Raw genomic sequence first — 26,807 nt, forward strand, 5'->3', positions numbered from 1 at the left:
GATTTTATATATAAAGTACTTGTCACGCTACGGGAGGCGGAGCCCAGATGGCCTTCGGAGACCTGCTGCGCCGACTCGGCGTCCCCTACCTCGTCACACCGCACGGCGGCCCGGACGGGCCGGCGACCGGCCTGCCCTGCTACAAGGCGCCCGACCTGGCCAGCGCGTTACTCCTCGCCGAGGCCGAGGGCTCCATGGGCGCCGGGCTCGGCGCCGTGCTCGACGGCGAGGTTCTCACCCTCCTCTCCCGGCCGGTCGTGCTCGGCGAACCGACCGGGGTCGCATCCGCGGAGGCGCTCCTCGCCGCGGTGGCGGATGCGCGCCGCCGCGGCGCGGGCGGACTGGCCGTCAGGCTCGAGTTCGACCTTTCCGACCTCGTCGGCGCCCGCCACGACAGCGCTGACGACCACGCGGACCCCTCCCTGGCCGCCCGCCTGACCCCGAGTGGCACCGCCGGTCCCTGCTCGGACGTGACGCTCGTCGACTTCGCCCTGGTCGGCCGCGGGGTCTTCCGCACCGGCGGCGCCCCGGCGGTGCGCGCCTTCGCCGAGCGGACCGGCGTCGGGGTGCTCAACACCTTCACCACCAAGGGGCTGTTCCGCTGGGACAGCCCCTTCCATCTCGGCACCGGATGTCTCCAGGAGCAGGACCTGGTCCTCGCGGGGGCCCATCCCGACGCCGTCATCCTGACTATCGGGGTCGACGCCGACGAATGTCCCGACGCGCTGTTCGCCGCCGCGGGCTTCGATCCCGGACGCGCCATCGGCGTGGCCGTCGACGGCCTGGGTGAAGCGGCACGCACCTTCCGGGCCCGGGTACCGGTCGGGGGGGAACGCGGCCGCCTCTACCGTGAGCTTGGAGCCGTCGCGCAACCGCTGTACCCGTTGGAGAACGCTCCGCTGAATCCCGCGCGGGCGGCAGCCGACATCGCCGCGGTGCTGCCGGAGAACGCCTCGGTCTGGGTGGAACCCGGTCCCGCCGGCATGTGGCTGGCGCGGGCACTGCCCACCACCCGCTTCGGCAGCGCGCGGGTGCCGGCTGCCGGCACTGCCGGGGTGGCGGTGGCGGGCGCGCTGTCCGCGGCCCTGCGCCCGGGTGGGGTCGGGGTCGCCGTGCTGGACGAACCACCCCGCTCCGGCGCCGTGGCGACCCTGCTGGAGTGGGCCTCGTCCGCGCCCGGCACGGTGGTCGTGGAGGTCTGGGGCGGGCGCGGCGGCCTGCGTTGCGCCCAGGAGCACCGGGAGCGCCTGGCCGCCGTGCTGGCCCGGCCGGGGGTCAGTGTGCTCGAGGTACCCGTCGACTACTCCGCGACCACGGCGCTGCTCGAGGCCGCCGGCCCGGTCGTCGCCTGGCGAGGACCGGCCGCGGCGGCGAGCTCCACCAGCCCCGATATCCGGTGACTGCGGTGCCGTTCCCGGCCGACGGCCGTCGGCGCCCCCACCCACCCGACGAAAGGCCACAGCGGATGACCAGCGCGGCGACTCCCCGAGCAGCCGATCCCCGAGCAGCCGACACCGCGGAGCCGCTGGCGGCGGCGTCCGCCCAGGCGGTCCCGCCGACGATTCCGGCCGCTCTCGCGGCCGCGGCCCGCCGCTGGCCCGGCGACGAGGCGATCGTCGACGGCGACATCCGCCTGACGTTCGCCGGCCTCGCCGATCAGGCCGCGCGCGTGGCCGCGGCACTGGTCGCGAGCGATGTCCGGCCCGGCGACCGGGTGGCGATCTGGGCCCCGAACATCCACGAGTGGGTGTCCACCGCGCTGGGGGTCTACCAGGCGGGCGCGGTGCTGGTGCCGGTCAACACCCGGTTCAAGGGGCCCGAGGCCGCGGCGGTCCTGCGCTCGTCCGGGGCGGAGATCCTCTTCACCGTCGGCGACTTCCTGGGCGTCGACTACGTGCGGATCGTTCAGAACGAGCCGGACCTGCCGGCGCTGAGGAAGATCGTGGCCCTGCGCGGCGAAGGCCGACCCGGCGTGCCGAGCTGGTCGGCTTTCCTCGATCTCGCTTCCGGCGACCCGGCGCTCAGCCGCGAGGTGCAGTCCCGGGCCCAGGCCCTGGGCCCGGCGGACCTGAGCGACATCGTCTTCACCTCGGGCACGACCGGGGCGCCCAAGGGAGCGATGCTGACGCACGGCGCCTCGACCGGCGTCTACACCGCGTGGGCGGAGGTGGTCGGCCTGCGGCCCGGCGACCGCTACCTCCTGGTGTACCCGTTCTTCCACTGCGCCGGGCTCAAGTCGGGGCTGCTCGCCTGCCTACTCGTCGGCGCGACCCTCGTGCCGCACCCGGTGTTCGACGTCCCCTCGGTCCTGCGCCGGGTGACCGAGGAGCGCATCACGATGCTGCCCGGGCCACCGGCGGTCTACCAGACGATCCTCGCCGCCGACCGGTCCGGCTACGACCTGTCGAGCCTGCGACTGGCCGTCACGGGGGCGGCCGCCGTGCCGGTCACGCTGGTCCGCCGGATGCGCGCGGAGCTGAACCTCGAGACCGTCCTCACCGGCTACGGCCTGACCGAGACCACGGGCACGGCGACGATGTGCCGGCACGACGACGATCCCGCCACGGTCGCGCGCACCTCCGGCCGGGCCATCCCGGGCGTCGAGGTGCGTGTCGTCGACAACGACGGCAACCCGCTGCCGCCCGGCGAACCCGGCGAGATCCTCATCCGCGGCTACAACGTCATGCGCGGCTACCTCGACAACCCGGACGCGACCGCGCAGACCATCGACGCCGACGGCTGGCTGCGCTCGGGCGACATCGGCATCCTCGACGAGGCCGGCTACATCCAGATCACCGACCGCAAGAAGGACATGTTCATCGTCGGCGGATTCAACGCCTACCCGGCGGAGATCGAGGCGGTGCTGGGGCAGCGGCCGGACGTCGCCCAGATCGCGGTCGTCGGGGTGCCCGACGACCGGCTCGGCGAGGTCGGCCTGGCCTACCTCGTCCCCCTCGCCGGGGCGACCATCGACCCCGACGAGTTTCTCCGCTGGGCCCGGGAACAGATGGCCAACTACAAGGTCCCCCGGTACCTCGAACTCGTGGACGCCCTCCCCCTCAACGCGACCGGCAAGGTCGACAAGGTCGCGTTGCGCATCCGCGCCCGGCTGGCCCGCGGCCCATCGGCGGGCGCCTGACCGGCCGCCGGGCCGCCGCCCGATCCTCCATCGGCCCGCGGCCCGGTGAGTTTGCTGGGAGCGGGATTGGAACTCGCAGTCAGGTCACTGGGCGGCGGCCAGGGCGATGAGGTCGGTGGCGCGGACCTTGCCGACCTCCGTCCGCGGCAGCTCGTCGACCAGGACGAAACGAACCGGGATCTTGTAGGGCGCGAGATGGGCGCGGCCGAACTCCGCGAGCGCCGCGGAATCGTGCGGCGTCCCGGGCTCCGCGACGACGAACGCCCAGGGCACCTCGCCCAGCCGGTCGTCCGGGACCCCGACGACGGCGCATTCGGCCACCCCGGGAGCGAGCCGCACGACCTCCTCGACCTCGGCGGGGAAGATCTTCAGGCCACCCCTGTTGATCATGTCGGAGACGCGCCCCTCGATCCAGAGGAATCCCTGCGGGTCGACCCGGGCGATGTCGCCGGTCCGGAACCAGCCGTCCGGCGTCAGCCGGTCCGCCAGCGTCGCTCCGCCGGCGTACCCGGCCGAGAGAGCAGGGGTCCGGACGAAGAGCTCACCGGACCGGTCCGGGCCGAGCTGCGTGCCGTCGGCGTCGAGCACCCGCAGTGTCACGCCCTCGTGCGGTCGGCCCACCGCGCCGAGCTTGCTCTCCCCGTACTCCCGGGAGTCGGCCGCGTTCCAGCCGACGATCTCACCGCCGATCTCCGTCTGCCCGTAGCAGTTCAGCACGGTGACGCCGAAGCGGTCTCGGAAGCGCCGGGCCTGGAAGGGTGACAACGGCGCGGCGATACCCCGGACGTAGCGCAGCGGCGCCAGGGACTCCACCGCCGGGTCGTCGGTCAGCATCGTCATCGCCGCCGGGGGCAGCACCGTGGACCGGATTTCGTGGCGGGCCACGGCCGCGGCGAACCCGCTGGTCGTGAACGTTGGCATGATCACCACCGCCGCGCCGACCCGGAACGCGAACAGGACGTTGTAGATCCCGGCCGACAGGGCCATCGACGTCGGGATCAGGTTCGGCATCGGAGCCCGCCGGGCGGCGACGGTGTCCGCCGACGTCCCCAGCAGCTTGCGCAGGACGGGCTCCAGCAGCTTCAGGTAGCCGGTGTGGCTCAGCAGCACCGGCTTGGGTCGTCCCGTGGTGCCGGAGGTGAACTGCACCAGGGCGATGTCGAGGCCGTACTCGGCCGGCCGCGCCGGTTCCGCGTCGCCAGCCCCGGCGACATCGCCAGCCCCGGCTACGTCGCCAGCCCCGGCTACGTCGGCTCCGGCCGCGGGGGCCCAGGCCATGTCTCCACCGGTCGAGATCACCGGAAGGGCGCGGGCGCTCTCGGCCGGGCCGCGGAACCGGGGGGCCGTGGTCGTGTCCGTGACGACCGCGGCCGGACGGACCGTCTCGGTGAGATAGGCGATCTCGTCGTCGGTGAGCCGCGGGTTGAGCGGCACGAGGACGGCGTCGGCCATCCAGACGCCGAACATCGCCGCGACGACCTCGGGGCCGTTGGGCAGCATCACGCCGACGGCGTGACCGGGGCGCACGCCGGCCGCGGTCAGGTCGGCCGCCAGCGATCGCGCGCTCGCCCGCAGGCCGGCGCGGGTGACCTCGCGGTCGCCGCAGAATACGGCGACGGTGGTCTCGTCGCCGGGACGCTCGTCGAGCAGGTCGGTGAGCTTCACGCGCGGCCTCCGGCATCACCCGTGCGGTCGACGAGGTCGGTGAGTTCCGCCCAGCGCGGCTCGCGGCGCTCGGCGAAGGCCGCCGGGCCCTCCCGCTGGTCGGGATGGCCCCACACGGAGACCAGCTCGGCGGCGCCGGCCCGGCACGCCTCCGTCAGTCCGCTCTCCAGGGCGCCCCACAGGGCGCGTTTGGTCGCCCGCATGGCGACCGGCGAGTTCCGCGCGATGTTCTCGGCGATCTCGCCGGCGCGTGCGCGCAACCGCTCCGGCGGGTCGACGACCTCGCTGACCATGCCGAGCTCGTAGGCCCGCGAGGCGGGCATCCGTTCGTGCCGGCCGATCAGCGCCATCCGCATCACCGGCTCGAACGGCATCTTGCGCAGCAACGCGATCGCCTCGAACGCCACCACCTGGCCGGCGGAGACGTGCGGGTCGAAGAACTGGGCGTCGGAGGCGGCGATGACGATGTCGGCGTCGGCGACGAAGTGGAAGCCGCCGCCGGCGCACAACCCGTTCACCGCGGCGATCACCGGTTTGCGGACCTTCTGGTGCCAGGCGGTGAAGTGCAGGTCGAAGGTCTCGACGGAGGCGCGGTAACGCTCCATGCCGACTCCGTCGGTCGCGAGTTCGGTCATGTCGGCCCCGGTCTGGAAGGCGCGTCCCTCGCCCGTCTGGACGATGACCTTCACCTCGGGGTCGGCGTCGAGCTCGGTCCAGGCGGTCGCGAACTCGTCCCGCATCGCGTTGTTCATCGCGTTGAGCTGCCGGGGCCGGTTGTTGATCAGCCAGCCGACCCGCCCCCGCCGTTCGACGACCAGGGTCTCGTAAGAGGAGTAGTTCATCGGTCCTCGTCTCCCGCGGACGGATCGGATCGGTGCGGCCGCGCCGACGCGCCAGAAGCCGCCGGAACAGCCGCCGGAACAGCCGCGGACACGGCCCCAGGCACGGCCCGCGGGTCGCCGGAATCGCCCCACCGCGGCTCGCGCCGCTGCGCGAACGCGGCCGGGCCCTCGAGCTGGTCGGGGTGCCCCCACATGGACACCAGCTCGGCGGCGCCGGCGTGGCAGGCGTCGGTGAGCCCGGCCTCCAGCGCTCCCCACAGGGCCCGCTTGGTCGCGGCCATCGCCGCCGGGGAGTTGCGGGCGAGCGTCTCGGCGAGCTCCTGCGCCCGGTCGCGCAGCGCCGACGGCGGGTCGACCACCTCGCTGATCATGCCGAGCTGGTACGCCCGGGCCGCGCCGAGGCGCTCGTGCCGGCCGGACAGCGCCATCCGCATGACCGTCTCGGCGGCGATGCGCCGGCTCAGGGTGATGCCCTCGAAGGCGGTGGCCTGCCCGACCGACACGTGGGTGTCGGTGAACTCGGCGTCGGAGGCGGCGATGACGATGTCGGCGTCGGCGACGAAGTGCAGGCCGCCGCCGACGCACAGCCCGTTCACCGCGGCGATCACCGGCTTCGACACCCCGTTCTGCCAGCCGGTGAGCCGCAGCTGGGCCCGCCTGGTCTGGCGGGACTGCTCCCGCAGCGCCGCCGGGTCCCGGCTGAGCTGGGCCAGGTCGAGCCCGGTCTGGAAGCGCCGGCCCGCCCCGGTGTTGACGATGACGCCGACGGCCGGGTCGGCGTCGAGCTCCGCCCAGGCCCGCGGCAGCTCGGTGAACATCACCGCGTCCATGGCGTTCCCGGCGGCGGGACGGTCGAAGATCAGCCAGCCGACGGGGCCGCGCCGTTCGACGAGAAGGGTCGAGTACATGTCAGCTCCGGGGGACGTCGCGCCAGGGCCGGCCGCGGTAGGGGTCGGGTTCACGGGGCAGGCCCAGTACCCGCTCGGCGAGGATGTTCTTGTTGACCTCGGTCGTCCCGCCCTCGATGGTGTTCGCCCGGCTGCGCAGCATGCCCCGGACCTCGTGCGACAGCGACTGCGCGTACTCCTGCGCGTCGCTCTCCCACGCCGCGCCGAACGGCCCCAGCAGATCTACCGCGAGTGCCTGCATCCGCTGGTTGAGCGTGCCCTGGTGCACCTTGCCGATCGAGCTCTCCGGGCCCGGCGGCAGACCCGCCCGCAGCCGGTCGCGGACCCGCTCGTTGGTCCAGCCGCGGATGCGCTCCTCGCTGTAGAGCCTGACGATCTCCTGCCGGACGACCGGGTCGTCCCAGCCCCCGGGCCGGCCCTCGGCGCTGATCCGCCGGGCGAGCCGGATCAGGTACTGGATCCCAGAACCGCCGATCCGGTCGACGCCGCCGGAACCGGCACCCGAGACCATTTGCCGCTCGCCCGACAGGGTGGCGCCTGCGACCCGCCAGCCGTCGCCGACCCGCCCGATCCGCTGACTGTCCGGGATCACGGCGTCGTCGAGGAAGACCTCGCAGAAGTCGATCTCACCGGTGATGTGCCGCAGCGGGCGCACGTCCACGCCGGGCTGGTGCAGGTCGAGCAGGAAGTAGGTGAGGCCGGCCCGCTTGGGCTGGTCGGGATCCGTGCGGGCCAGCAGCACCCCGAAGTCGGCCTTGAAACCCCAGGTGGTCCAGACCTTCTGCCCGTTGACGATCCACGAGTCGCCCTCCTGGACGGCCCGGGTCGCCAGCGAGGCGAGGTCCGAGCCCGCGCCCGGCTCGGAGAAGAGCTGGCACCAGAACTCCTCGTTGCGCACGATCGGTGGCAGGAACCGCCGGCGCTGTTCCTCGCTGCCGTGCGCGAACAGCGCCGGCGCCGCGTTGGACAGCCCGAGCGGGTTGAGCCGGCCGAGGTTGAACGGGCGCAGCTCCGCCTCGGCGGCCCGGGCGAGCTGCGCGCTCAGCCCCAGCCCGCCGTACTCCGGCTCCCAGGTCGGCGCGACCAGCCCGGAGGCGCCGAACACCGGGTACCAGCGTTCGTAGTCCTCCCGGGACCGCACGGCGCGGATCGCTGCGGCCCCGCCCCGGCCGGCCGCCTCCCGCCAGGCGGCCGGCACGTGCCGGCCCACCCACGCCCGGACGGCCTCGCTCACCTGCGCCGCGGTGGGACCCTCGGGCAGCGCCAGCCGGCCGGCCGCGCCGACACCCATGCCTGCGCCGACACCCATGTCCGCGCGGGACTCCGTCTCGGTCATGCGTCACCGTCCCTTGAACCGCGGCGGGCGCCGCTCGGAGAAGGCGGCGAGGCCCTCGCGGAAGTCCTCGCTGCGCGAGGACAGCTCGAGCCCGAACGCCTCGTCCCGGAGGTGATCGTCCAGCCCCGACGCCACGCCCGCGTGCAGCAGCCACTTGGTCAGGCCGAGGGCGACGGTCGCGGACGAGCCGAGCGCGTCGACGACCTCCCCGACCGCCTTGTCGATCTCCTCGGGGGGCGCGGCCCGGTCGATGAGGCCCCAGTCGGCCGCGGTCCGCCCGTCCAGCTTCTCCCCGAGCAGGAGCATCCGCCGGGCCCGGACGTCGCCGATCCGCCGGGGCAGCATCCAGGTCAGCCCGCTGTCCGGGGTGAACCCGCGGTCGGCGAACGGCGCCCAGAAGGTCGCGTCCGTGCTGGCGACGGTGACATCGGCCGCCACGGCGAGCGCCAGGCCGATGCCCGCCGCCCAGCCCTGGACGGCGCACACCACCGGGGTCTGGACCGTGGCCACCAGCGGGATGAGCCGGTGGGCGGCCGCCGGCAGCCGCCGCTGGATGCTGCCCGCCCGCGGCCGGGGGCCGGTCGCGTTGTTGCGGGCCACGATGTCGGCGCCGCCGCAGAAGTGCTCCCCGGCGCCCGAGAGCACGATCACCCGGACGGCCTCGTCCTGGCCGGCCTGTTCGACGGCGTCGGCGAGGCCCGCCATCATCGCGTCGCTGACCGCGTTGCGCTTGTCCGGCCGGTCGAGCCGCAGCCGCAGCACGCCGTCGACCAGGGCCACGTCGAGGCCGGCAGTGCCGGCGTACCCGCCGCTCACGGGCGCGCGAAGCGGTCGATGACGGCGTCGAGCGTCTCGGCCAGCGTGCTCGCCCCGCCCGGTGGATCGGGCAGCAGTACCGGCCCGCGTTCCCGGCTCGGCAGCAGAATCGTGGCGCTGCCCGGGGTGGTGACCTGGCCGCGCTGGTTGGTCGCGGTGAGCTCGACGTCGACCGCCGGGCGGTCCCCCTCGGCCAGGTAGTGCCGCACGACGGTGCCGCGGATCCACTGGGTGTCACCGACGTAGTTGAAGGCCCGGAACTCGCATCGCAGCTTCCACAGCCAGGCGTCGTCGCCCATCCAGTCGGTGCACAGGTGGATCAGCCACGTCTCGCGCATCCGGCCGTAGTCGAAGGTCGTGGGATTGCCGGACCGGCGGGCGAACTCCGGGTCCCAGTGCACCCGCTGCATGACGTCGGGGACGTTGAGCTCGTCGCGGTGGAAGAAGCGCGGGATCCGGGTCCGGTTGCGGGCGGCGAGCCGCAGCGCCGACACCCCGTAGATCCCCATGCCCATGCCGACGTGCCAGCAGACCATGTCGGTGACGGTGAGCGGCCCCTTCACCAGGGAACCGAGCTCGTCGCCGACCGCCACGTCCTCCCAGTACCGCGGGGTCGCCCCGCGGGGCGCCTCGACCGCGTAACTCGCCTCGATCTCGTCGATCTGCTCGTCGGTGTAGGGACTCAGCTTGATGCCGGCGTACTTGCCGCGTTCCCGGGCCTTCGACCGCTCGGTGCGGATCATGAGCTTGTACTGGCCGGCCAGCGGCCGCCCGGCGCCGTCCGCGAACACCTGGCCGGTCCACTCGTGCACCGCCCGGCCGGCGAACTCGCTCTGCTTGTCGTGCACGCCCACCAGGGCGTTGCGGCGGCGCACCCGGCCGTCCGGGCGCAGCGGCGCCCACCACTCCCGGGAGCTGGCGGAGTAGAAGGCGTGCACCCCCCGCAGCGGATCGCCCCGCATGAGCTCGCGCTTGTCCGCCGGGACTGCGGTGACCTCGTCCTCACCGACGATCGTGTCGCCGCCCACCATCGGCGGCGGGGCGATCAGCCCGTTCCAGCGGGTGCCCGCCGCGTACTCCTCGTCGCACCACAGCGGGTTGTCGTCGCCGTAGGACATGGCCACCTGGCGGAAGGCATCCAGCCCCGGCCGCCGGTAGTGCGGCGGCACCGGGTTCGGCTCGGGGATGCCGATGCGGGAGCGCAGCCGGGCGATGCCCTCGTCGGTGATCTCCCGGGCGGCCCGCGGGGCCTTCGCCCCGGCCGGCGCGGAGCCTCCGTCCCTGGCCTGACCGGCGGCGGCCGTATCGGTCACCATGGGAACTCGGTCACCATGGGAACTGCCTGGGTTGGCCTGGCCTCATCAGGACTGCCTCCGATCGGCCGCGGCGTCGCGGCGGAACACGTGGAGCGGGGCGGGCCGCAACGGCGACGCGGTGGGACCGGGCAACCCGTCACCACCGTCGTTGCCCCCGTCCACCGCCGTCACGGTGGAGAATGACGACGACCGCTCACATCATAATGTATATTGTATTTTCTGCCAACCGGACGAATCCATCGCCGGACGACCCATCAAGGAGGTGGACGGATGCGGCTGAGGGACTCCGAGTCGGACTCTCGGTTCCGCAAGGAGGTGCGTGCGTGGCTCGCCGGCGCGGTCAGCGACCTCGGACCGGCGCCCGCGGATGTCGACGACTGGGCGGCTCGCCGAGCGTATGACCGTCGCTGGCAGAGCAGGCTCCAGGATGCCGGCTTCGCCGGGATCGACTGGCCGCGCGCCTACGGCGGCCGCGGGGCCACGCCCACCGAGCATCTGATCTTCCTCGAGGAGTCGGCCGCGGCGGGCGCCCCCGACCTCGGGGTCTTCTTCGTCAGCCAGCTCCACGCCGGGCCCACCCTCATCGCGGAGGGGACGGAGCGGCAGCGGGCGTTCCACCTGCCGAAGATCCTGGCCGGCGAGTCCGTCTGGTGCCAGGGCTTCTCCGAGCCCGGCGCCGGCAGCGACCTCGCCGGGCTGCGGACCCGGGCGGTGCGCGACGGCGACGAGTACGTCATCACCGGCAGCAAGATCTGGACCTCGTTCGCCTTCGTGGCGGACTACTGCGAACTGCTCGTCCGGACCGATCCGGCCGCCCCCCGCCACCGCGGCATCAGCTGGCTGATCATGCCGATGGACGCGCCGGGCATCGACGTCCGACCGTTGCGGACCATCGAGGGCGAGAGCGAGTTCGCCGAGATGTACCTCGACGAGGTCCGGGTGCCGGCGGAGAACCTGGTCGGGGCCGAGAACGACGGCTGGCGGGTCGCCATGGTGACCTTCAGCTTCGAGCGGGGCACGGCGTTCGTGCGCGAACTGCTGGACGCGATGAGCCTCGCCCGCGGGCTGGCCGCGATCGCCCGCCGGGTCCCCCGCGGCACCGCCACCGCCTGGGACGACCCGGGTATCCGCCGCGACATCGGCACGGTCGCCGCCGAACTCGACGCGCTGTGGGCGCTGACCAAGCGCAACGTCAGCCGGGCCGAGGGGGACGGGACCGACGGCGGCGGCCCGGTGCCGGTCGCCGGCGGGTCGGCGTTCAAACTGTCCTACGCCGAGGCCCTGCACCACCTCGGCGAGGTCACCATGCGGGTACTCGACCGGTACGCGATCAGCCTGGACGACCTCGCCGGCGCGGTGGACCTGCCACTGGGCCGCCACCTCCAGGGCCAGCTGCACGCCTTCGCGATCAGCATCGCGGCCGGCACCTCCCAGATCCAGCGCAACATCCTCGCCGAGCGTGTGCTCGGCCTGCCCAAGGAGCGCTGAGCAGTGCGTCTCGAACTCGACGACGACCAGCGGGCGCTGCAGGCAAGCGTCCGGGCGCTGTGCGCGGAGCACTTCCCGCTGGAACGCACCCGGACCTGGACCGACCGGGACAGCTTCGACCGGCGGGCCTGGCGGACGCTGGCCGAACTGGGCACGTTCGTCATGACCCGGTCCGCCGACGAGGGCGGGGCGGAACTGGCGACGGTCGACGCCGGGCTCGTCTACCAGGTGCTCGGCGCCGAGCTCGTACCCGGCCCACTCGTGGCGGCCGCGCTGGCCAGCGATCTGATCGACGAGGTCGGTACCGGGCAGCTGCTGGCCACGGTGGTCGAGCGACCGGCCGACGGGCAGCCGGCCGTGCTGCGTCACCTGGGCCTCGTCGACGTCGTGCTGGTCCTCGACGCCGCCGGGATCTGGCGGGTGGAACCGGCGGACGTCGACGCCCGACCGGTGACCAGCCCGTTGGACCCCACCACCCCGGTGTGGCTCGCGACCCGGCTGCCGCAGGGCGAGCGGGTCGGCGACGCGGCGCTGGCCGCCCGCTGGCGCCAGCGGGGCGACGTGCTCACCTCCGCTCTCCTGGCCGGCATCGCCGTGAAGGTGATCGAGGTCGCGGTGGCCTACGCGGCCCAGCGTGAGCAGTTCGGCCGGGTCATCGGCGGCTTCCAGGCGGTCAAGCATCTGCTCGCCGACGGGTTCGCCCGGGCCGAGGTCGCCCGCGCGGCGGTGGACGCCGCCGCGGTGACCATCGACGAGCCCGGGGGCGGACCGGACGGGACCGCGGCCGCACGAGCGGTGGCCGGGGCACGGGTGGTGGCCGCGCGGGCGGCGGTCGCCAATTCCAAGACCGCGATCCAGGTTCACGGCGGCATGGGCTTCACCTGGGAGGCCACCCCGCACCTCTATCTCAAGCGCGCCTGGCTGGAGGAGAACGTGTTCACCACCCCCGACGAAGCCGCGGAGCTGGTCGCGCGCACGCTCACGGCCGGGGAGGCGGCATGACCACCGTCGCGTCCCCGACGCCGCCGGCGGAACCGACTCCCGACGGTGACGCGCCGGACATCACCCTGACCGTCCTGGACGGGATAGCGACGATCACGCTGAACCGCCCGCGGGCCGGGAACGCGATCACCGCCGCGCAGCGGGAGACGCTGATCGGCTGGCTGGACCAGGCGAGCGCCGACGTGTCGATCCGCTGCGTCGTGCTGGGCGCGACCGGCCGCCACTTCTGCACCGGAGCCGATCTACGCCAGTCGGGGCCAGGACCGGACCGCCCGGAGGGTGTCCCGGAGCCGGTCGTCGGCGACATCCGCCGACGCATGCTGCGCGGCACCCACCGGCTGATCCACGCCGTCCTGGACTGCGAGAAGCCGGTGATCGCGGCCGTGGGGGGCGCCGCGGCCGGCATCGGCGCCCACCTCGCCTTCGCGTGCGACATCGTCATCGCCTCCCACGAGGCGAAGTTCATCGAGGTGTTCGCCCGCCGCGGCCTGGTCGTCGACGGCCTGGGCACCTGGCTGCTCCCCCGGCTCATCGGACTGGCCCGGGCCCGCGAGCTGGCGCTGCTCGCCGAGGACGTGTCCGCCCGGCGGGCCGAGCAGATCGGGCTGATCACCCGGGCGGTGCCGGCCGACGTCCTCGACGCGACCGTGGCCGACCTCGCCGCGAAGCTGGCCGCCGGCCCCACCCGGGCCCACAGCGCCAGCAAGTGGCTGCTCAACCGTTCCCTCGACGTCGACCGCCACACCCACGCCCAGGAGGAGGCCTGGGTGGTCGAGCTGCTGTCCGGCAGCGTCGACGCGACCGAGGGCGTGGCCAGCTACGTCGAGCGTCGCCCCACCCACTTCCTCGGCTTCTGAGCGACCGGCGCGGGCCAACGCCCCATCCGAACCGACCCGACCGCGCCGCGCCGCGGCGTTCCTGGAGGTCAGCCATGCCCGAACCCGCGCGCGGCACCGGCCGCTCGAGGCGGACGCTCCGCCCGATCGACTGGTCCCGGTTGTTCACCCCGAAACTCGTCGCCGTGGTCGGCGCCACCGACACCGACGGCACCCCCCAGCGGGCCCAGTGGCTACAGGTCCGCGACCGCCTCGGCGCGGTCGGCGCGACCGTCGTCCCGGTGCACCCGAAGAAGACCGAGATCCTGGGCACGCCGGCCGTGGCCGGCCTGGCCGACCTGCCCGGAGTCCCCGACGTGGTGATCGTGCTCGTGCGCGAGCCCCTGCCCGCGGTCGAACAGGCCCACGCCGCCGGCGCCGGCTTCACGATCGTGTTCTCGGCCGGCTTCGCCGAGCTCGGCACCGCGCAGGGCGACGCGGCGGAGGCCCGGCTGCGCGAACTGGCCGGCGGCGACATGCGGATCATCGGCCCGAACACGAACCTGAACATCTTCGAGCCGTGGCAACAGGACCTGCCCGGCCGCCGGCTCGCGGTCATCACCCAGTCCGGCTACCAGGGCCGGCCGATCACCCAGGGGCAGACCCTGGGCATCGGCATCGAGATGTGGGCCACCCTCGGCAACGAGACCGACCTGGAATGGGCCGACGTCGCCGCCCATCTCGTGGGCCGGCCCGAGGTCGGGGCCATCGCCACCTACATCGAGGGGTTCAAGGACGGCCGGACCTTCATGCTCGCCGCGGACGCCGCGGCCCGCGCCCGGGTCCCGATCGTGTGCATCAAGGTCGGCCGCAGCGAGCAGGGCCGGGCGATGGCGCAGGCCCACACCGGCCATCTCACCGGCTCCGACGCCGTCCACGACGCGGTGTTCGAGCAGTACGGCCTGATCCGGGTGGACGACATCGACGAGATCATCGAGATCTCCGGGATGTTCTGCCACACCCGCCTGCTCGACGGCCCGGGTGGCGTCGCCATCTACGCGATGTCCGGCGGCACCGCCTCCCACGTGGTGGACCTGTGCGGCGCGGCCGGTGTGCCGGTACCCACCTTCACCCCGCAGACCGTCGAGGCGCTCGGCGAGTACGTGCCGTGGTACCTCAAGAAGGACAATCCCATGGACTCCGGCGGGGTGATCACCGCCCGGCCGGAGAACCGCAAGGTGCTGGACCTGATGCTCGCCGATCCCAACATCGACGTGCTCTTCGCGCCGATCACCGGGGTCTTCCCGGGGATGAGCGACGCCCTGGCCCGCGACCTCATCGCCCTGCACGAGGCCGCCGGCCACGGCGGCAAACCGGTCGTCACGGCATGGACCTCCCCGATCCACGACGACCCGGCCTACCGGGCGCTGTGCGCGGCCGGGGTGCCGCTGTTCCACTCGTTCGGCGCGGCCGTCCGCGGCCTGCGTGCCCTCGGCCGCTACTCGACGTTCGCCCGCACCTACACCAGCCCCTTCGTCGACCCCGCGACGGCCACGGCGAGGGCGACGGCGACGGCCACCGCCGCGGACGCCGGGCGGGCGCTGCTGCGGGCTGCCGACGGGCCGCTGAACGAGGTGGAGTCCAAGCGCCTGCTCGCCGGCTACGGCATCCCCGTCGTCGCCGAGCGGGTCGCGACCAGCGCCGACGAGGCCGTGGCGGCCGCCGCGGAGCTCGGGCTCCCGGTCGTGCTGAAGATTCTTTCCAGCGACATCGCGCACAAGTCCGACCTGGGCCTGGTCGCCGTGGGCGTAGCCGACGAGGAGTCCGTCCGGTCGACCTTCACCCGGCTGCTCGACCGCGCGACGGCACTCGCCCCGCGGGCACACCTCGACGGCGTCGTCGTCCAGCAGATGGTGGCGGACCCGGTGGCCGAGGTCATCCTCGGGCTGTCCCACCAGCCGCCGTTCGGCCCGACCATCACCTTCGGCCTCGGCGGGATCTTCACCGAGATCTTCAGGGATGTGGCGTTCGGCGTGCCACCGTTCGACGAGGCCAGGGCCCGCGCGATCGTGGAGTCGACCAAGGGCGTCGCGCTGCTGCGCGGCGCCCGCGGCCGCCCGGCCGGCGACCTCGACGCCGTCGTCGACACCATCATGAAGCTGCAGGCCCTCGCCGTGGACCTGGGCGACGACCTGGCCGAGCTCGACATCAACCCGATCATCGTGCGGCCGGCCGGACAGGGCGTCGTCGCCGTGGACGCCCTCGCCATCCCCCGTTAGAAGGGCCCCCTCCCGCTGCTCGCCCGGGGTCGTGCCCGGGCGAGCAGGCCCCGGCGCGCCTCAGGCCCGTGGGGCGCGCTTCGTCGTCGCCATCGAACGGGATCACCACGAGATGCCCCGATCAGACGTGGCGGAAGTCAGCGCCGGGCGCGGTCAGAGCTCCGCCGTCGGGTCCGGGACCCAGAGGATCTTCCGGGCCGCCAGCAGCGCGACCACCCGCTCGCCCTGGCCGTCCAGCAGGCTCACGAACGCGGTGCTGGCCCGGGAGCCGTCGTGGTCGCGGATGGCCCGCGCGATCGTGGTGATGCCCGTCTTCTGAGCGGCGATCGTTCCCGGAACGAGTTCGAAGAAGTTGCCGGGGATGATGCCCGTCATCAGCCGGCCGAGGGAGGCGAGCCGGGAGGAGCGGGCCATCGCGAAGATCTGGCGGAGGAAGGCCTCGTTCGCGTGGAAGACGTCCTCCGGCCCACTCGCCTCGCGCAGTTCACGGGCGGCGACGCGCAGGCGGGCGACGCCCTCGTCGTCCCCACGCTCGGTGGCGCGCAGCGCGGCGAGCCCGTAGAGCATGCCGAGCAGCGCGTAGTGGTCGCGGACCGAGTTCTCGTCGAGGCCGTGCACGAAGGCGCCCCGGTGCGGCTCGTTCGTCACCCAGCCCTCATGATCGAGGGTGATGATCGCCTCCCGGACCGGGATGCGGCTCATCCCGAGCGTTTCGGCGATCTCGTCCTGCCGGACGTGGTCCCCCTGACGCAGCGCGCCACTGAAGATCATGCCGCGGATGTAGGCCGCGACCTGGGAGCCGCTGCTACGGCGATCCATCACGACGTACCGGTTGGCAGCGACGTCCGCGGATCGGGGCGCCGCTGTGCGACGGTTGGGGGGGATCGCGCCACTCCTCACGTGTTCGGCGGACCGCGTGCATGCGGCGCGCCGGTGGCCGCCGGTCGGGTCCGGTTCACGCACCCGACCGGCCGCCGGCCGGATCAGACCATCGGAACCTGTCTCAGGCCGTCGGGACCAGCCGGCTGAGATCGGCGCCGCCGCCGAGATGGCGGCCCCGGTCGTAGGAGCGGACCGACACGTCGCGGCCGGCGGCCTTCGCGCGCAGGGCCCCCACCGTGCACTCCGCCTTCGGTAGCACCGCGAAGGGGTCGAACGAGTACCACCGCATCGCGTTCTCGTGCGAGATCTTGCGGACCTCGGCGTCGGGCAGCCCGCCGGCGTCGGCCAGGAATGTCTCCGGGGCGGTCGGCCAGGTCGAGTCGATGTGGGGGTAGTCGCACTCCCACGCGATGTTGTCGATGCCGATGCTGTCCCGCAGCGTGACCCCGACCGTGTCCTCGATGTAGCAGGTGAGGAAGTGCCGCCGGAACACGTCACTGGGCAGCAGGTCGCCGAAGTCCTGCCCGGTCCAGGAACGGTTGAGCTTGTAGACGTGGTCCACCCGCTCGAGAAAGTACGGGATCCAGCCGGTGCCGCCCTCGGAGAGGGCGATCTTCAGATCGGGAAACTTCCGCGGGACCCGCGACCACAGCAGATCCGCGGCCGCCTGGCACACGTTCATCGGCTGCAGCGTGATCATCACGTCCATCGGAGCATCCGGCGCTGTGGTCACGAGCTTGCCCGACGATCCGAGATGGACCGAGAGCACCATCCCGGTGTCCGCCAGCGCCGCCCAGAACGGGTCCCACGTCTCGCTGTGGAAGCTGGGGTAGCCCAACGTCGCGGGGTTCTCGGTGAAGGTGATCGACTTCGCGCCCTTGGCCGCCACCCGGCGGGCCTCGGCGGCGGCGAGCTCCGGGTCCCACAGGATCGGCAACGCCATCGGGATGTGCCGGCCGGGGTAGGAGCCGCACCACTCGTCGATGTGCCAGTCGTTGTAGGCGCGGACGACGGCCAGCGCGAGATCCTTGTCCTCGGCGGCAGCGAACAGGCGACCGGAGAACCCCGGGAACGACGGGAAGGCGAGCGAGCTGAGCAGCCCGTTCGCATCCATGTCCTGCACCCGCTCATGGATGTCCCAACAGCCCGGACGCATCTCGTCGAAGGCCGTCGGATCGATGCCGTACTCCTCCGGCGGACGCCCCGCGACGGCGTTCATGCCGATGTTCGGGATGACCGTGTCGTTGAAGACCCAGACGTCGGAGCCAGCGGAGTCCCGGACGACCTTCGGCGCCTGATCGGCGTAGCGAGCCGGGATGTGCCGTTCGAACATGTCCGGCGGCTCGATGAGATGGTCGTCGACGCTGATCAGGATGAGGTCGTCGATGTTCACTGCGTCGAACCTTCCCGTGTCCGCCCGGCCGCCTGCCCAGATCCCACCGACGTCTCGCCAGCAGGGACACTCGTACCGTCAGCGGCACTATTGGATGAAGTATACTTTGCATCGCCGCTCGGTTCCGCCTCATCGCGGGGCGCGGGCGTGCCCAGCAGGGCCTGCAGCTCCGCCGCCGACATCGTGCGGATGGGCGGTTTGAGGACGATGTCCTCGACGACGATCGCCGGGTGGGCCAGGATCCAGGCACAGGCCTCGGCCACCGCGGTGCCCACGTCCTCGACCGCCATGAAGCTGGCCTCCAGCAGGCCGTGCTCGGCCCAGCTGGTCATCACCCGGCCGAGCAGTTCGCCGTCGAAGTCGCGGTAGATGTCCGTCGGCAGGACGGGCCCGACCACCAGGCGCATGAACCGGACGTCCATGTGCTCCAGTCGCCAGGTCCTGATGGTGTGCTCCAGGGCCGCCTTGCTCGCGCCGTACGCCCCGACGCCATGCATGGTCTTGTCCACGTTGGTGGAGGACACGAACCCGACGAAGCCGCCCTCGGCCAGGACCGGCAACGCGAACCGGGTGACCAGGGTCGGCGCCACGACGTTGGTGGCGAACGTCTTGTGCCAGTTCTGCGCCTCCGAGTCGGCCATCATCTCGAGGTACGACCAGGCCAGCGTCAGCAGCACGACATCGATCCCGCCGAGACCCGCGACCGCCTCGTCGACCGCCCGCCGGGCAGCGGACTCGTCACACACGTCGGCAACGATGCCCACCCCGCCGGCCTCGGCGGCGACCTCGTCGATCAGCGTCTTGCGCCGTCCGACCACGGCGACCTTCGCGCCCATCCCCGCGGCGGTCAGCGCGACCGAGCGACCGAGCCCGGAGGACCCGCCGACCACCAGCACCCGCTTGCCCGCCAGATCGGCGTTGATGGTCATCTCACACCCCCGCGGTGGCCGGCGTACCGGCCCGGTCGACGACCAGCGGCAGGTGACTGACGCCCCGCACATTGGTCGACACGTGATGCACGGCGCGATCGACGTCCACGTGGAACTCCTCGTATCGCTGGAAGATCTCCTCGAAGGCGATCTTCATCTCGAGCCGGGCGAGGTGCGCGCCCAGACAGCGGTGTATTCCGAAGCCGAAGAACAGCGTTGAAGGATGTTCCGTCCGGCGCAGGTCATAGGTGTCGGGCCGCTCGTAGACGCTCTCGTCGCGCAACGCCGAGCCGGTGATGAGCATGACCCGCTCCCCCGCGGGGATCGTCACCCCCTGCACCACCACCTCCCGGGTGGTGATGCGCCCCTGCAGCTGGGACGGCGGGTCGAAGCGCAGGGTTTCCTCGACCGCCTTCCCGGCGAGCGAGAGGTCGTCGCGCAGGAGCCGGGCCTGGTCCGGGAACCGGGTCAACGCCATGAGCCCGTTGGGGATGCCCTTGGCCACGGTCTCGTGGCCCGCGAAACCGAGCTCCAGGAACCGGAAGGCGATCTCCTCATCGCTCATGCTCCGGGTGCGGCCGTCCTCGTCGTCGATCACCTCGGTGTTCATGATCATGCTGATGATGTCGTCCTGCGGGTTCCGGCGCCGTTCGGCCACCAGTTCCAGGTACAGGGTCAGCAGGCCGGCGCCGGCCTCCATCGCGGCGGTCGGGTCGGTGTCGGGGCCGCGAGCGGCGAGCCGGTCGGAGAGCTCGCTGACGGTCGAACGGCGCTCGGCCGGAATGCCGAGCAGCTCACTGATGACGTCCAGCGGGAGCTTGATGGCGAACTCGCCGACCACGTCGAACTCGCCGACATCCCGGTGCCGGTCGAGCAGCTCGCCGGCGCGGGCCCGGATGAACGGTTCCAGCGCCATGATCCGGCGGGGGGTGAAGACCCTGCCGATGATCTTCCGGTGCCACCGGTGCTCGGGTGGGTCCTTGAGGATGAGCATCGGGGCGCCCCTCTCCGCGCCCTCGATCGTCACCCCACCGGTACTGGAATAGGTGTCCCAGTCGTTGTGCGCGGCGAGGACGTCGGCGTGCCGGGCGAAGGCCCAGAAGCCGAGCTCCTCGTTACGGTGGACCGGCTCCTCGGCCCGCAGCCTGGCGTAGATCGGGTAGGGATCCCGCCACGTCACGGGGTCGTACGGGTTGAAGACGACCATTCTGTTCCTCCGAGCGGCGAAGTACGCGGGCTGGGGACGCCGAGATGCGCCCGGGTGGCGGTAGCACCATGATCGAAGAATAGATATTATATCCAACTTTGATCCACGGACAAGTCCCGGGCCACCGAACACCCGAAGCGCGGGCCGCCCCCCGCCACCACCGGGCGCGATCTCACCGCACTGACGCCTACGGCAGGGAACTCATCACCACCAGCAGCCGGACTGGAACGTCGTTGCGGTTGCGCCACGCATGGTTGGTCCCCCGCTGGACGACACAGTCCCCGGGATGGAGCAGGACCTCGCCCTCCTCCAGTTCCAAGGTGAGGTCACCCCCGTCGAGGACGTAGACGAAGTCCACCGTCCTCGTCTGGTGGAAGAAGGCTTCGTCACCCACCTCGAGGCCGTCGCCGGCATGCTCGGCGATCATCTGGCGCAGCGCCTTGTCGGGGGGGACGGAGAACAGCCGCCAGCGCAGCCCCCCGGGCGGAGGCTCGAGGTCGCCCGCCTCGACCGGGTCGTGTCCGAGCGGGTCACCCGCACCGGTGATCCACAGGTTCTCCCAGATCGCCGAGCTGGGGGGAGGACCGTCCGTCAGGATCGTGGACCGGCCCTCGACCTCTCCGGTCACCACTCGCCGCACACCCATGAGAATCTCCTGTCCGAAAGTTTACCGATTACCGATTACCGGTCGGGAGGATCTGCTCGCCGAAAGTGGGATCAACGTAGTCGTCGATTCTCGTGATTCCGGTGTCGTCGGTGGTGAGCACAATGCAGTTGTGCGCCTCCAGCGGGCGGCCGGTCGCCCGGACGGTCCCACGAACGAGGATCCGAATCAGCTGGCCGCCGGGAAAGATCTCGTGCTGGACGATGTCCGCGCCCAGATCGGACACCAACTGCTGGAGGGCGGCGGCCCCGGAGAACCCCGCGGCGGGAACTTCGGCCTTGTCGCTGTTGTGCCAGTTGATGCAACCCGGCGCGAAGAGCGCCTCGAATCGGCTGCGGTCGCCGGTGTCGAACGAGTACTTGAGCGCGTCGGCAGCCGACGCCAGTCCACTCACAGCATTCTACCTCTCATGGTGATTCCACCTCTCACGGTGGTTTCAACTCGTTTCCGGGAGCTCTGGACCACGAAATCAGGTGTCCGGGCCGGATAGCCACTAGAGCCCGGATAGCCACTAGAGTGTCGTCGTGATCTCGTATCGGTCGGCGGGGTGAATGTGGATGCCGACGCTGGCGATGCGCCCCCGTGCATCACTGTGGCGGCGGATGATCACAAGAGCGGCGGCACCGGCGGTGGCGCCCAGCGCCCTGGCTATGTCGCCGTCGAGCAACGCGGCGGAAATCGTCTGTATGACGCCCTTGTTCGTCACGTTCTCAATCTTGAAGGGATCATGGAGCAGTGACTGGTTGGGCGTTCCCGAACGGAGGTAGTGCTCGCTCCAGCAGAACGGGGCATCCGGCCGGGTCCGCCATGCTCGTGGGCCTCGGAGCACAAACCATCTCGAGCCCACCTGGGCACCGAGGCGATAGGCCAGCGCGGCGTCGGCGACGATGTCCGCGGTCTCAGGCCCGACGATCCTGCTCTCGGCGGCGAGCTCGGCGATATCGGCCGGAGAATGAGCGAAGGGCTGATATGAGGCGACCGGCGCGGTGGCGATGACCGTCGTGCCGGATCCTCGCCGGCGTTCGATCACGCCGAGCTGCTCAAGGCGCCCGAGGGCCCGCCGAACCGTTCCCCGCGCCAGCCCGTGGGACTCACAGAGCTGGTCCTCGGTGGGGAGCCGATCACCGACCGCCAGAGATCCGTCGGCGATCTGCTCAAGCAGCTCGCTGGCAAGCTGTTGGTGGCGCGGGATGGACATCTCGTCATTCTCCATGGGATCGCGGACATCGCGATCGTAGTCTTTGCGTAGCCATCTGGATGCTCAGTGTTATCGGCCTATCTCGGCGGCGACCCGGCAGTCCCGACCACGCCCGTCACCACCAACCTCCCTTCCGGAACATGCGCACCGCGGCTGGAGACCACTGGTTGAGGTACGGGGGTGCCCGTCATCCCGTGAACCGTGGATTGATCTTGTACTGCTTGGTGGAACACGCATAGGTACCGAGGGAAGCGAAGCCTGAACCGTCGGGCTTGGCCTGGAGAAACTGGCTGCAGGACGGCGTCGGGGCGACGGTCGAGGCGGGGTAGGTGGTCGGGCCGACCAGACCCGGGATCTCCCAGGTCTGCGTGGCCAGTGCGTGCTGGACCGCTTCGCGGGTGGGCTTGCCCTTGACCTTCTTGAGGGCCTGCACGAACATGTCGGCCGCGAAATAGGCGGGCACGTTCGAGTACCCCACCGCGGCGGTTCCGGATTTGAACGCCTGAAGGTCGGCCTTGAGCTGCGTGAGACCGGGACTGGTGTCGGTGTTGTAGAACGCGAAGGTGTAGCTGCCGGCCAGCGGCTTGGCCAGGAGGTCCACCGGGCCGAGCGGCGTCTGGAAAGCCCCCCTGAATCCCGCGGCCTTCACCGCGTCGTAAATAGGCAGGCACTGCGTTGTCAGCGCGCAGGTAATGACATCCGGCTGTTTTCCACGATTCGCGCTGAGCCACTTCTGCACATAGGGGGTGAAGTCAGAGGTCACCGTCGGGACGTTGCCCCTGGCGTCGACCACCGTGAAGCCGGCTCCCTCGGCCGCGGATGCCTGGAACCGGGCCACGTTTTTCCCCGCCTGGCTGTCGTCGGAGACCAGAACGAGCGAGGGATGAGGTGTCCCCGCCTTGGCGCTGAGATACTTGTACGCCCGCGCGTAGGTATCGGGAATCACCTGGGGACTGGCCGGCACCCAGCAGCCGTATATCCCGAAGCCCCAGAGCGACGTGGATGGCTTGTCGGTGCAGTAACTGTCGTCGTAGCCGCCGCCCACATAGAGGACCTTCTGGGCCGCGAGGAAGGGGCCCGGGTTGACCGCCGACATGTCAGGAACGATCGCGAAGACCCGCTCCGCGTTGACGAGGCGCCGTACCTCCGAGGTCGCCGTCGCAGGGTCGCCCTTGTCGTCGGCGAACTCCGAGAAGTCGATCTTGACGCCGGGAACCTCGTTCGTGTCGTTGAACCGCTTGAACCGGGCTTGCGCTCCGACGGCCGCGTCTCCAAACTGCGCCAAGGGCCCGATCCCCGCCACTTTGATCGTCGTGCTGGACGCGCCGCCGGATACGCCGCCGGACTGGCCGGTGGCCGAGCCGCCGCCACTGCTGCTGCTGCTGCTGCTGCTGCTGCCACAGGCCGCCACCGCCATCAGGGTGGCGACGGCGCCAGCTAAGCCGATCTTCGAACGGATCGTGAACGTCATCCGAGTCCTCTCTTTTGTATAGACAAATAATCCGGGTACAGGCTTAGCAGAGGCCTCCGCTCTTTGCAACAGGCTGGACACCTCCGTCGGTCGCCGAGCATCCCGCCAAGGCGGGTCTTAGCCGGTCACCACAGGTAGAAGGCCCCCAGATCGGTGAAGGTCAGGCAGCCGCACCCCACCGGGCTCCGCGGGCCAGGCTGACGCGAAGATCGGCATCGATGCCTATCCCTGATGCCCGAGCCGTGATATATGTCTATACAAAATTGATCCAGTCGGCTCTGATGGCGACGCCATGGGTGGCGATGCGCTCGATCCGTCAGGTGGCCCGTTCCCTCTGCGGCCGACTCCGGACATCCGCGGACCAGGCCCATGACGGGAATCCCTGGCGATGAGGGAGAGCGGGATGTGAACGTCATGGAGCACTGCGACCGGGTCGTCGTGCTGGCCCTCGGGTCCGTCCTGGCCGGCGGCTCGCCGGCCGAGATTCAGGCGAATCCCACGGTGCGAAAGGCGTACCTGGGCGAGGGCCCGAGCGTCCCCCGCAGGAAGTAGGGCAACACCGTGGTCAAGTTTCTCAACCTGGTGCTCTCCGGGTCAGTGACCGGGGCGATCTATTCGATCATGGCCTCGGGACTGGTCCTCACCTATACGACGTCGGGACTGTTCAACTTCGCCCACGGGGCGATCGCCTTCACGACGGCATACCTCTACTACCAGCTGCACTCGGGCCTGGGGGTGCCCATCGTCCCCGCCCTGCTGATCTCGGTGTTCCTCTTCGCCCCCCTGCTCGGTGTGGCGCTGGACCGCCTGCTCCTGCGCCGCCTGGCCAAGGCGCCCGTCTACGCGCGCATCGTCGGGACGATCGGACTACTGGTAGCCCTGCCGAACCTGGCCAAGTGGCTGGTCGTGACGATCGGTATCAACGTCCTGCAGCTGGGGCTGCTGGGGGACGCGGCGGTCGATCAGGGCGCCCGAGTGCCCGGCATCGGTCCGACCCCCGCCGACGTCTATCACCCGCTGCACGGCGTGGCCCTGACATCGGATCAGCTGGCGGTCTTCGTGGTCGCCGCCCTGGCCGCCTTCGGTCTCTGGTTCATGCTCGGGCGAACCCGGGTCGGTCTGGAGATGCGCGCGGTCGTCGACAGCGAGACCCTCGCCGGTCTGCGGGGCGTCAACGCGGCCCGCACCTCCGCCACCGCCTGGTTCCTCACGACGATCCTCGCCGGTCTCGGCGGCGTTCTGATCGCCCCGCTGTTCAGCCTGAACGATTCGGTCTTCACCCTGGTCGTCCTCGGCTCGCTGGCCGCGGTGGTGCTGGGTGGGATGCGGTCGCTGCCCATCGCCTTCGCCGGCGGGCTGGGAGTCGGCATTGTGCAGAACCTGGTGGCCGGCTACAACGAGCTGCTTCCCGACGACATCGCCAACCTGACCGGCCTGCGGTCGGCGGTGCCCTACCTGCTGGTCCTGGTCCTCGGGCTCGTCATCGGGCGGGATCGTTCGCGGCAGGCGGGTTCGGTCGCCGACGACCGTCCGCCACTCGACCACCGCCGAGGGATGTCCGCCCTTCGACGTCGATTACCGTGGGCCGCCGCCACCCTGGCGCTCGTCGTGTTCTCGATGGGGTGGATCGACGTTGCGCACCTGCAGGCGAGTTCCTACGCCCAGACAGTGATCGCCCAGAGCCTCGCGACCGGCATCATCTTCCTGTCGTTCGTCGTCGTCACGGGCATCGGCGGCATGGTGAGCCTCGCGCAGGCCTCCTTCGTCACCGCGGGGGGGTTCGCGGCCGGATGGGCGCTCAACCGCGACTGGCACCTGAACATCCCCCTGATCGCCAGCCACGGACACCTGAACTTCGTCTGGGCCGCGCTGATCGCGACGCTGGTCGCGGCGGCGCTGGGCGCTCTCATCGCGCTGCCGGCAACGCGGCTGGGCGCGGTTTACCTCGCGATCTGGTCGCTCGCCGCCGCGTTCTTCCTGTCGCTCGTGCCGTTCGCCTGGGACCCGATCGGCAAGGGCCAGACCGGCTGGACCATTCCCGCGCCGACCCTCGACGTGCCGGGCCTCAACTGGTTGCACCATCTGCTCACCCGCGGGGGCGGGCACTTCGACTTCAGTCTCCTGCCCGACCAGATCCTGCTCTTCCTGATGCTGTTCGGGCTGGTCACTGCCATGATCCACGCTCTGGGCCGGTCCGCGTCCGGACGGGCGATGCTGGCCGCGCGCAGCTCCCAGGTCGCCGCCCAGGCCGCGGGAATCCGAACCAACCGCGTCAAGATCATGATATTTGCCCTGTCGGCGGGGATCGCCGGCTTCGGCGGGGTGATGCTCAGTACGTTCTCGTTCGCCGCCAGCAACAGCACCGCCCCGCCGCTCATCGGCCTGTTCTGGTTGGCCCTCGCCGTGATGTTCGGCATCCGCCGACCTGGCGGTGCGCTGCTGGCCGGTTTCGCGCTCGCGGCGGGCACCGCGATATTCCACTGGCTCGCGGCCGACATTCTGCCCGGCGGGACGGTCAACCAGCTCGTCACCTCGGCCTACTTCGTCCCGCTGCTGTCCGGGCTCGGCGCCATCGGACTCGCGCAGGAACCGGACGGCATCCTGTCCATGGCCGGCCATCAGGCTCTGCGCAGGCGACAGGCACGACAGCGCCGGGCCAGCATCGCCGCGGTCGAGTCCGCCGCGCATGCCGGCGTCGTTCCCGACCACGAACTGATCCATCTCGACGTCGTCGAGGTCCGGCAACCCGAACCAGACACCGCTCTCGCCGTCACGGGCATCGTGGCCGGCTATGGCGGCGTCGAGGTCCTCCACGGCGTGACCATCGATCTTCGCCCGGGACGTGTGGTCGCCCTGCTGGGCGCGAACGGCGCGGGAAAGTCCACCCTCTGTGCGGTCTGCGCGGGCCTGCTCGCGCCCACCGCGGGCACCGTCTCCCTCGGGGGCGCCGGCATCACCGCCCTCCCCGCCTTCCAACGCGCACGGTCCGGCCTGCTGCTCGCGCCGGAGGCCCGCGGGGTGTTCCCGGGTCTGACGGTCGAGGAGAACCTGACCATCCTGCTCGGCCCGCCCGAGCTACGGGCCCGGGCCTACGACCGGTTCCCCGCCCTCGCCCGGCGCCGCCGCCAGGCCGCCGGGCTGCTCTCCGGCGGCGAACAACAGCTCCTCAGCCTGGCACCCGCCCTCATCGACCCGCCCGCGGTTCTGATCGCCGACGAACCCACCCTCGGTCTCGCCCCGCTGGCCACCGAAGAGATCATGCGAGCCATCCTCGAGCTGCGCGACCTCGGTGCCGCCGTCCTCATCGTCGAGGAACGCGCCGAGAACGCCCTTCAGGTCGCGGACACCCTCGCGTTCATGGAGCTCGGCACGATCAGCTGGTCGGGGCCACGCGACGAGGTCGACGTCGAACAGCTCACCGCCGCCTATCTCGGCGGCACCCCATCCCCGTCATGAG

22 protein-coding genes are annotated in these 26,807 nt (G+C 71.5%); 8 read left to right on the plus strand and 14 right to left on the minus strand.

The annotated features are described in order from the left end of the window. The first annotated feature begins 47 nt into the window (after nucleotides 1-47). Nucleotides 48-1,400, plus strand: a complete 1,353-nt coding sequence (locus tag NBZ83_RS00055; protein WP_261574091.1) for a thiamine pyrophosphate-binding protein — start codon at nucleotides 48-50, stop codon at nucleotides 1,398-1,400. Between the two features lie 65 nt (nucleotides 1,401-1,465). Further along, complete coding sequence (locus tag NBZ83_RS00060) at nucleotides 1,466-3,139, plus strand: FadD3 family acyl-CoA ligase (RefSeq protein ID WP_261567328.1); 1,674 nt, start codon at nucleotides 1,466-1,468, stop codon at nucleotides 3,137-3,139. A gap of 84 nt (nucleotides 3,140-3,223) precedes the next feature. Here NBZ83_RS00060 and NBZ83_RS00065 read toward each other — a convergent pair whose 3' ends face one another. The 6 genes from NBZ83_RS00065 to NBZ83_RS00090 are packed head-to-tail and all read right to left on the minus strand — an operon-like array spanning nucleotide 3,224 to nucleotide 10,022. After that, nucleotides 3,224-4,804 (minus strand): class I adenylate-forming enzyme family protein, encoded by a 1,581-nt coding sequence (locus NBZ83_RS00065; protein ID WP_261567327.1) that lies wholly within the window; start codon nucleotides 4,802-4,804, stop codon nucleotides 3,224-3,226. Next, complete coding sequence (locus NBZ83_RS00070; protein ID WP_261567326.1) at nucleotides 4,801-5,646, minus strand: enoyl-CoA hydratase/isomerase family protein; 846 nt, start codon at nucleotides 5,644-5,646, stop codon at nucleotides 4,801-4,803. The genes NBZ83_RS00065 and NBZ83_RS00070 overlap by 4 nt, the downstream gene beginning before the upstream one ends. Further along, nucleotides 5,643-6,554 (minus strand): enoyl-CoA hydratase/isomerase family protein, encoded by a 912-nt coding sequence (locus NBZ83_RS00075; protein ID WP_261567325.1) that lies wholly within the window; start codon nucleotides 6,552-6,554, stop codon nucleotides 5,643-5,645. The genes NBZ83_RS00070 and NBZ83_RS00075 overlap by 4 nt, the downstream gene beginning before the upstream one ends. 1 nt (nucleotide 6,555) lies before the next feature. Continuing rightward, nucleotides 6,556-7,890, minus strand: coding sequence for an acyl-CoA dehydrogenase family protein (locus tag NBZ83_RS00080; protein ID WP_261574092.1), 1,335 nt, complete (start codon nucleotides 7,888-7,890; stop codon nucleotides 6,556-6,558). A 3-nt stretch (nucleotides 7,891-7,893) separates the two neighbouring features. After that, nucleotides 7,894-8,706 carry an enoyl-CoA hydratase/isomerase family protein gene (locus tag NBZ83_RS00085; protein WP_261574093.1) on the minus strand — a complete coding sequence of 271 codons (813 nt, stop codon included), beginning with the start codon at nucleotides 8,704-8,706 and terminating at the stop codon, nucleotides 7,894-7,896. Continuing rightward, nucleotides 8,703-10,022, minus strand: coding sequence for a hotdog family protein (locus NBZ83_RS00090; RefSeq protein ID WP_261574094.1), 1,320 nt, complete (start codon nucleotides 10,020-10,022; stop codon nucleotides 8,703-8,705). Before NBZ83_RS00090 ends, NBZ83_RS00085 begins: the two co-directional genes overlap by 4 nt. A 270-nt stretch (nucleotides 10,023-10,292) precedes the next feature. Between NBZ83_RS00090 and NBZ83_RS00095 the strand changes: the two genes are divergently transcribed. The 4 genes from NBZ83_RS00095 (at nucleotide 10,293) to NBZ83_RS00110 (ending at nucleotide 15,606) form a co-directional block, all read left to right on the plus strand. Further along, nucleotides 10,293-11,510 carry an acyl-CoA dehydrogenase family protein gene (locus NBZ83_RS00095; protein WP_261567321.1) on the plus strand — a complete coding sequence of 406 codons (1,218 nt, stop codon included), beginning with the start codon at nucleotides 10,293-10,295 and terminating at the stop codon, nucleotides 11,508-11,510. Nucleotides 11,511-11,513: 3 nt separating this feature from the next. Then, nucleotides 11,514-12,512 (plus strand): acyl-CoA dehydrogenase family protein, encoded by a 999-nt coding sequence (locus tag NBZ83_RS33165; protein ID WP_261574095.1) that lies wholly within the window; start codon nucleotides 11,514-11,516, stop codon nucleotides 12,510-12,512. Further along, entirely contained in the window at nucleotides 12,509-13,369 is an 861-nt protein-coding gene (locus NBZ83_RS00105; protein ID WP_261567319.1) for an enoyl-CoA hydratase/isomerase family protein, read from the plus strand. Before NBZ83_RS33165 ends, NBZ83_RS00105 begins: the two co-directional genes overlap by 4 nt. A gap of 74 nt (nucleotides 13,370-13,443) precedes the next feature. Further along, nucleotides 13,444-15,606 carry an acetate--CoA ligase family protein gene (locus NBZ83_RS00110; RefSeq protein WP_261574096.1) on the plus strand — a complete coding sequence of 721 codons (2,163 nt, stop codon included), beginning with the start codon at nucleotides 13,444-13,446 and terminating at the stop codon, nucleotides 15,604-15,606. A 153-nt stretch (nucleotides 15,607-15,759) separates the two neighbouring features. On the opposite strand, the gene NBZ83_RS00115 is transcribed toward NBZ83_RS00110, so the two are convergent. The 8 genes from NBZ83_RS00115 to NBZ83_RS00150 form a co-directional block, all read right to left on the minus strand. Beyond that, a complete protein-coding gene (locus NBZ83_RS00115) occupies nucleotides 15,760-16,425 on the minus strand; it encodes a GntR family transcriptional regulator (protein ID WP_261567317.1) in 666 nt (221 codons plus the stop codon). Nucleotides 16,426-16,609: 184 nt separating this feature from the next. Next, on the minus strand, nucleotides 16,610-17,881 hold the full coding sequence (locus NBZ83_RS00120; protein ID WP_261567316.1) for an amidohydrolase family protein: 1,272 nt from the start codon (nucleotides 17,879-17,881) through the stop codon (nucleotides 16,610-16,612). Then, on the minus strand, nucleotides 17,878-18,810 hold the full coding sequence (locus NBZ83_RS00125; protein WP_261567315.1) for an SDR family oxidoreductase: 933 nt from the start codon (nucleotides 18,808-18,810) through the stop codon (nucleotides 17,878-17,880). The genes NBZ83_RS00120 and NBZ83_RS00125 overlap by 4 nt, the downstream gene beginning before the upstream one ends. A gap of 1 nt (nucleotide 18,811) precedes the next feature. Beyond that, nucleotides 18,812-20,017 carry a cytochrome P450 gene (locus NBZ83_RS00130; RefSeq protein ID WP_261567314.1) on the minus strand — a complete coding sequence of 402 codons (1,206 nt, stop codon included), beginning with the start codon at nucleotides 20,015-20,017 and terminating at the stop codon, nucleotides 18,812-18,814. Nucleotides 20,018-20,204: 187 nt separating this feature from the next. Further along, nucleotides 20,205-20,663, minus strand: coding sequence for a cupin domain-containing protein (locus NBZ83_RS00135; RefSeq protein ID WP_261567313.1), 459 nt, complete (start codon nucleotides 20,661-20,663; stop codon nucleotides 20,205-20,207). Between the two features lie 28 nt (nucleotides 20,664-20,691). Next, the gene (locus NBZ83_RS00140) at nucleotides 20,692-21,075 is read right to left on the minus strand and encodes a nuclear transport factor 2 family protein (RefSeq protein WP_261567312.1); all 384 of its coding nucleotides are present in this window, start codon (nucleotides 21,073-21,075) and stop codon (nucleotides 20,692-20,694) included. A 117-nt stretch (nucleotides 21,076-21,192) separates the two neighbouring features. Continuing rightward, nucleotides 21,193-21,879, minus strand: a complete 687-nt coding sequence (locus NBZ83_RS00145) for a GntR family transcriptional regulator (protein ID WP_261567311.1) — start codon at nucleotides 21,877-21,879, stop codon at nucleotides 21,193-21,195. A gap of 187 nt (nucleotides 21,880-22,066) precedes the next feature. Next, nucleotides 22,067-23,350: an ABC transporter substrate-binding protein gene (locus tag NBZ83_RS00150; protein WP_261574097.1), complete on the minus strand. Its 1,284-nt coding sequence runs from the start codon at nucleotides 23,348-23,350 to the stop codon at nucleotides 22,067-22,069. Nucleotides 23,351-23,719: 369 nt separating this feature from the next. Between NBZ83_RS00150 and NBZ83_RS00155 the strand changes: the two genes are divergently transcribed. Both NBZ83_RS00155 and NBZ83_RS00160 read left to right on the plus strand, forming a co-directional pair. Further along, a complete protein-coding gene (locus NBZ83_RS00155) occupies nucleotides 23,720-23,902 on the plus strand; it encodes an ABC transporter ATP-binding protein C-terminal domain-containing protein (RefSeq protein WP_261567309.1) in 183 nt (60 codons plus the stop codon). 9 nt (nucleotides 23,903-23,911) lie between these two features. Then, nucleotides 23,912-26,806 carry an ABC transporter permease subunit gene (locus NBZ83_RS00160; RefSeq protein WP_261574098.1) on the plus strand — a complete coding sequence of 965 codons (2,895 nt, stop codon included), beginning with the start codon at nucleotides 23,912-23,914 and terminating at the stop codon, nucleotides 26,804-26,806. Nucleotide 26,807 lies beyond the last annotated feature (1 nt).

This window comes from Frankia gtarii (genome assembly GCF_025403375.1).
Classification (GTDB): domain Bacteria; phylum Actinomycetota; class Actinomycetes; order Frankiales; family Frankiaceae; genus Frankia; species Frankia gtarii.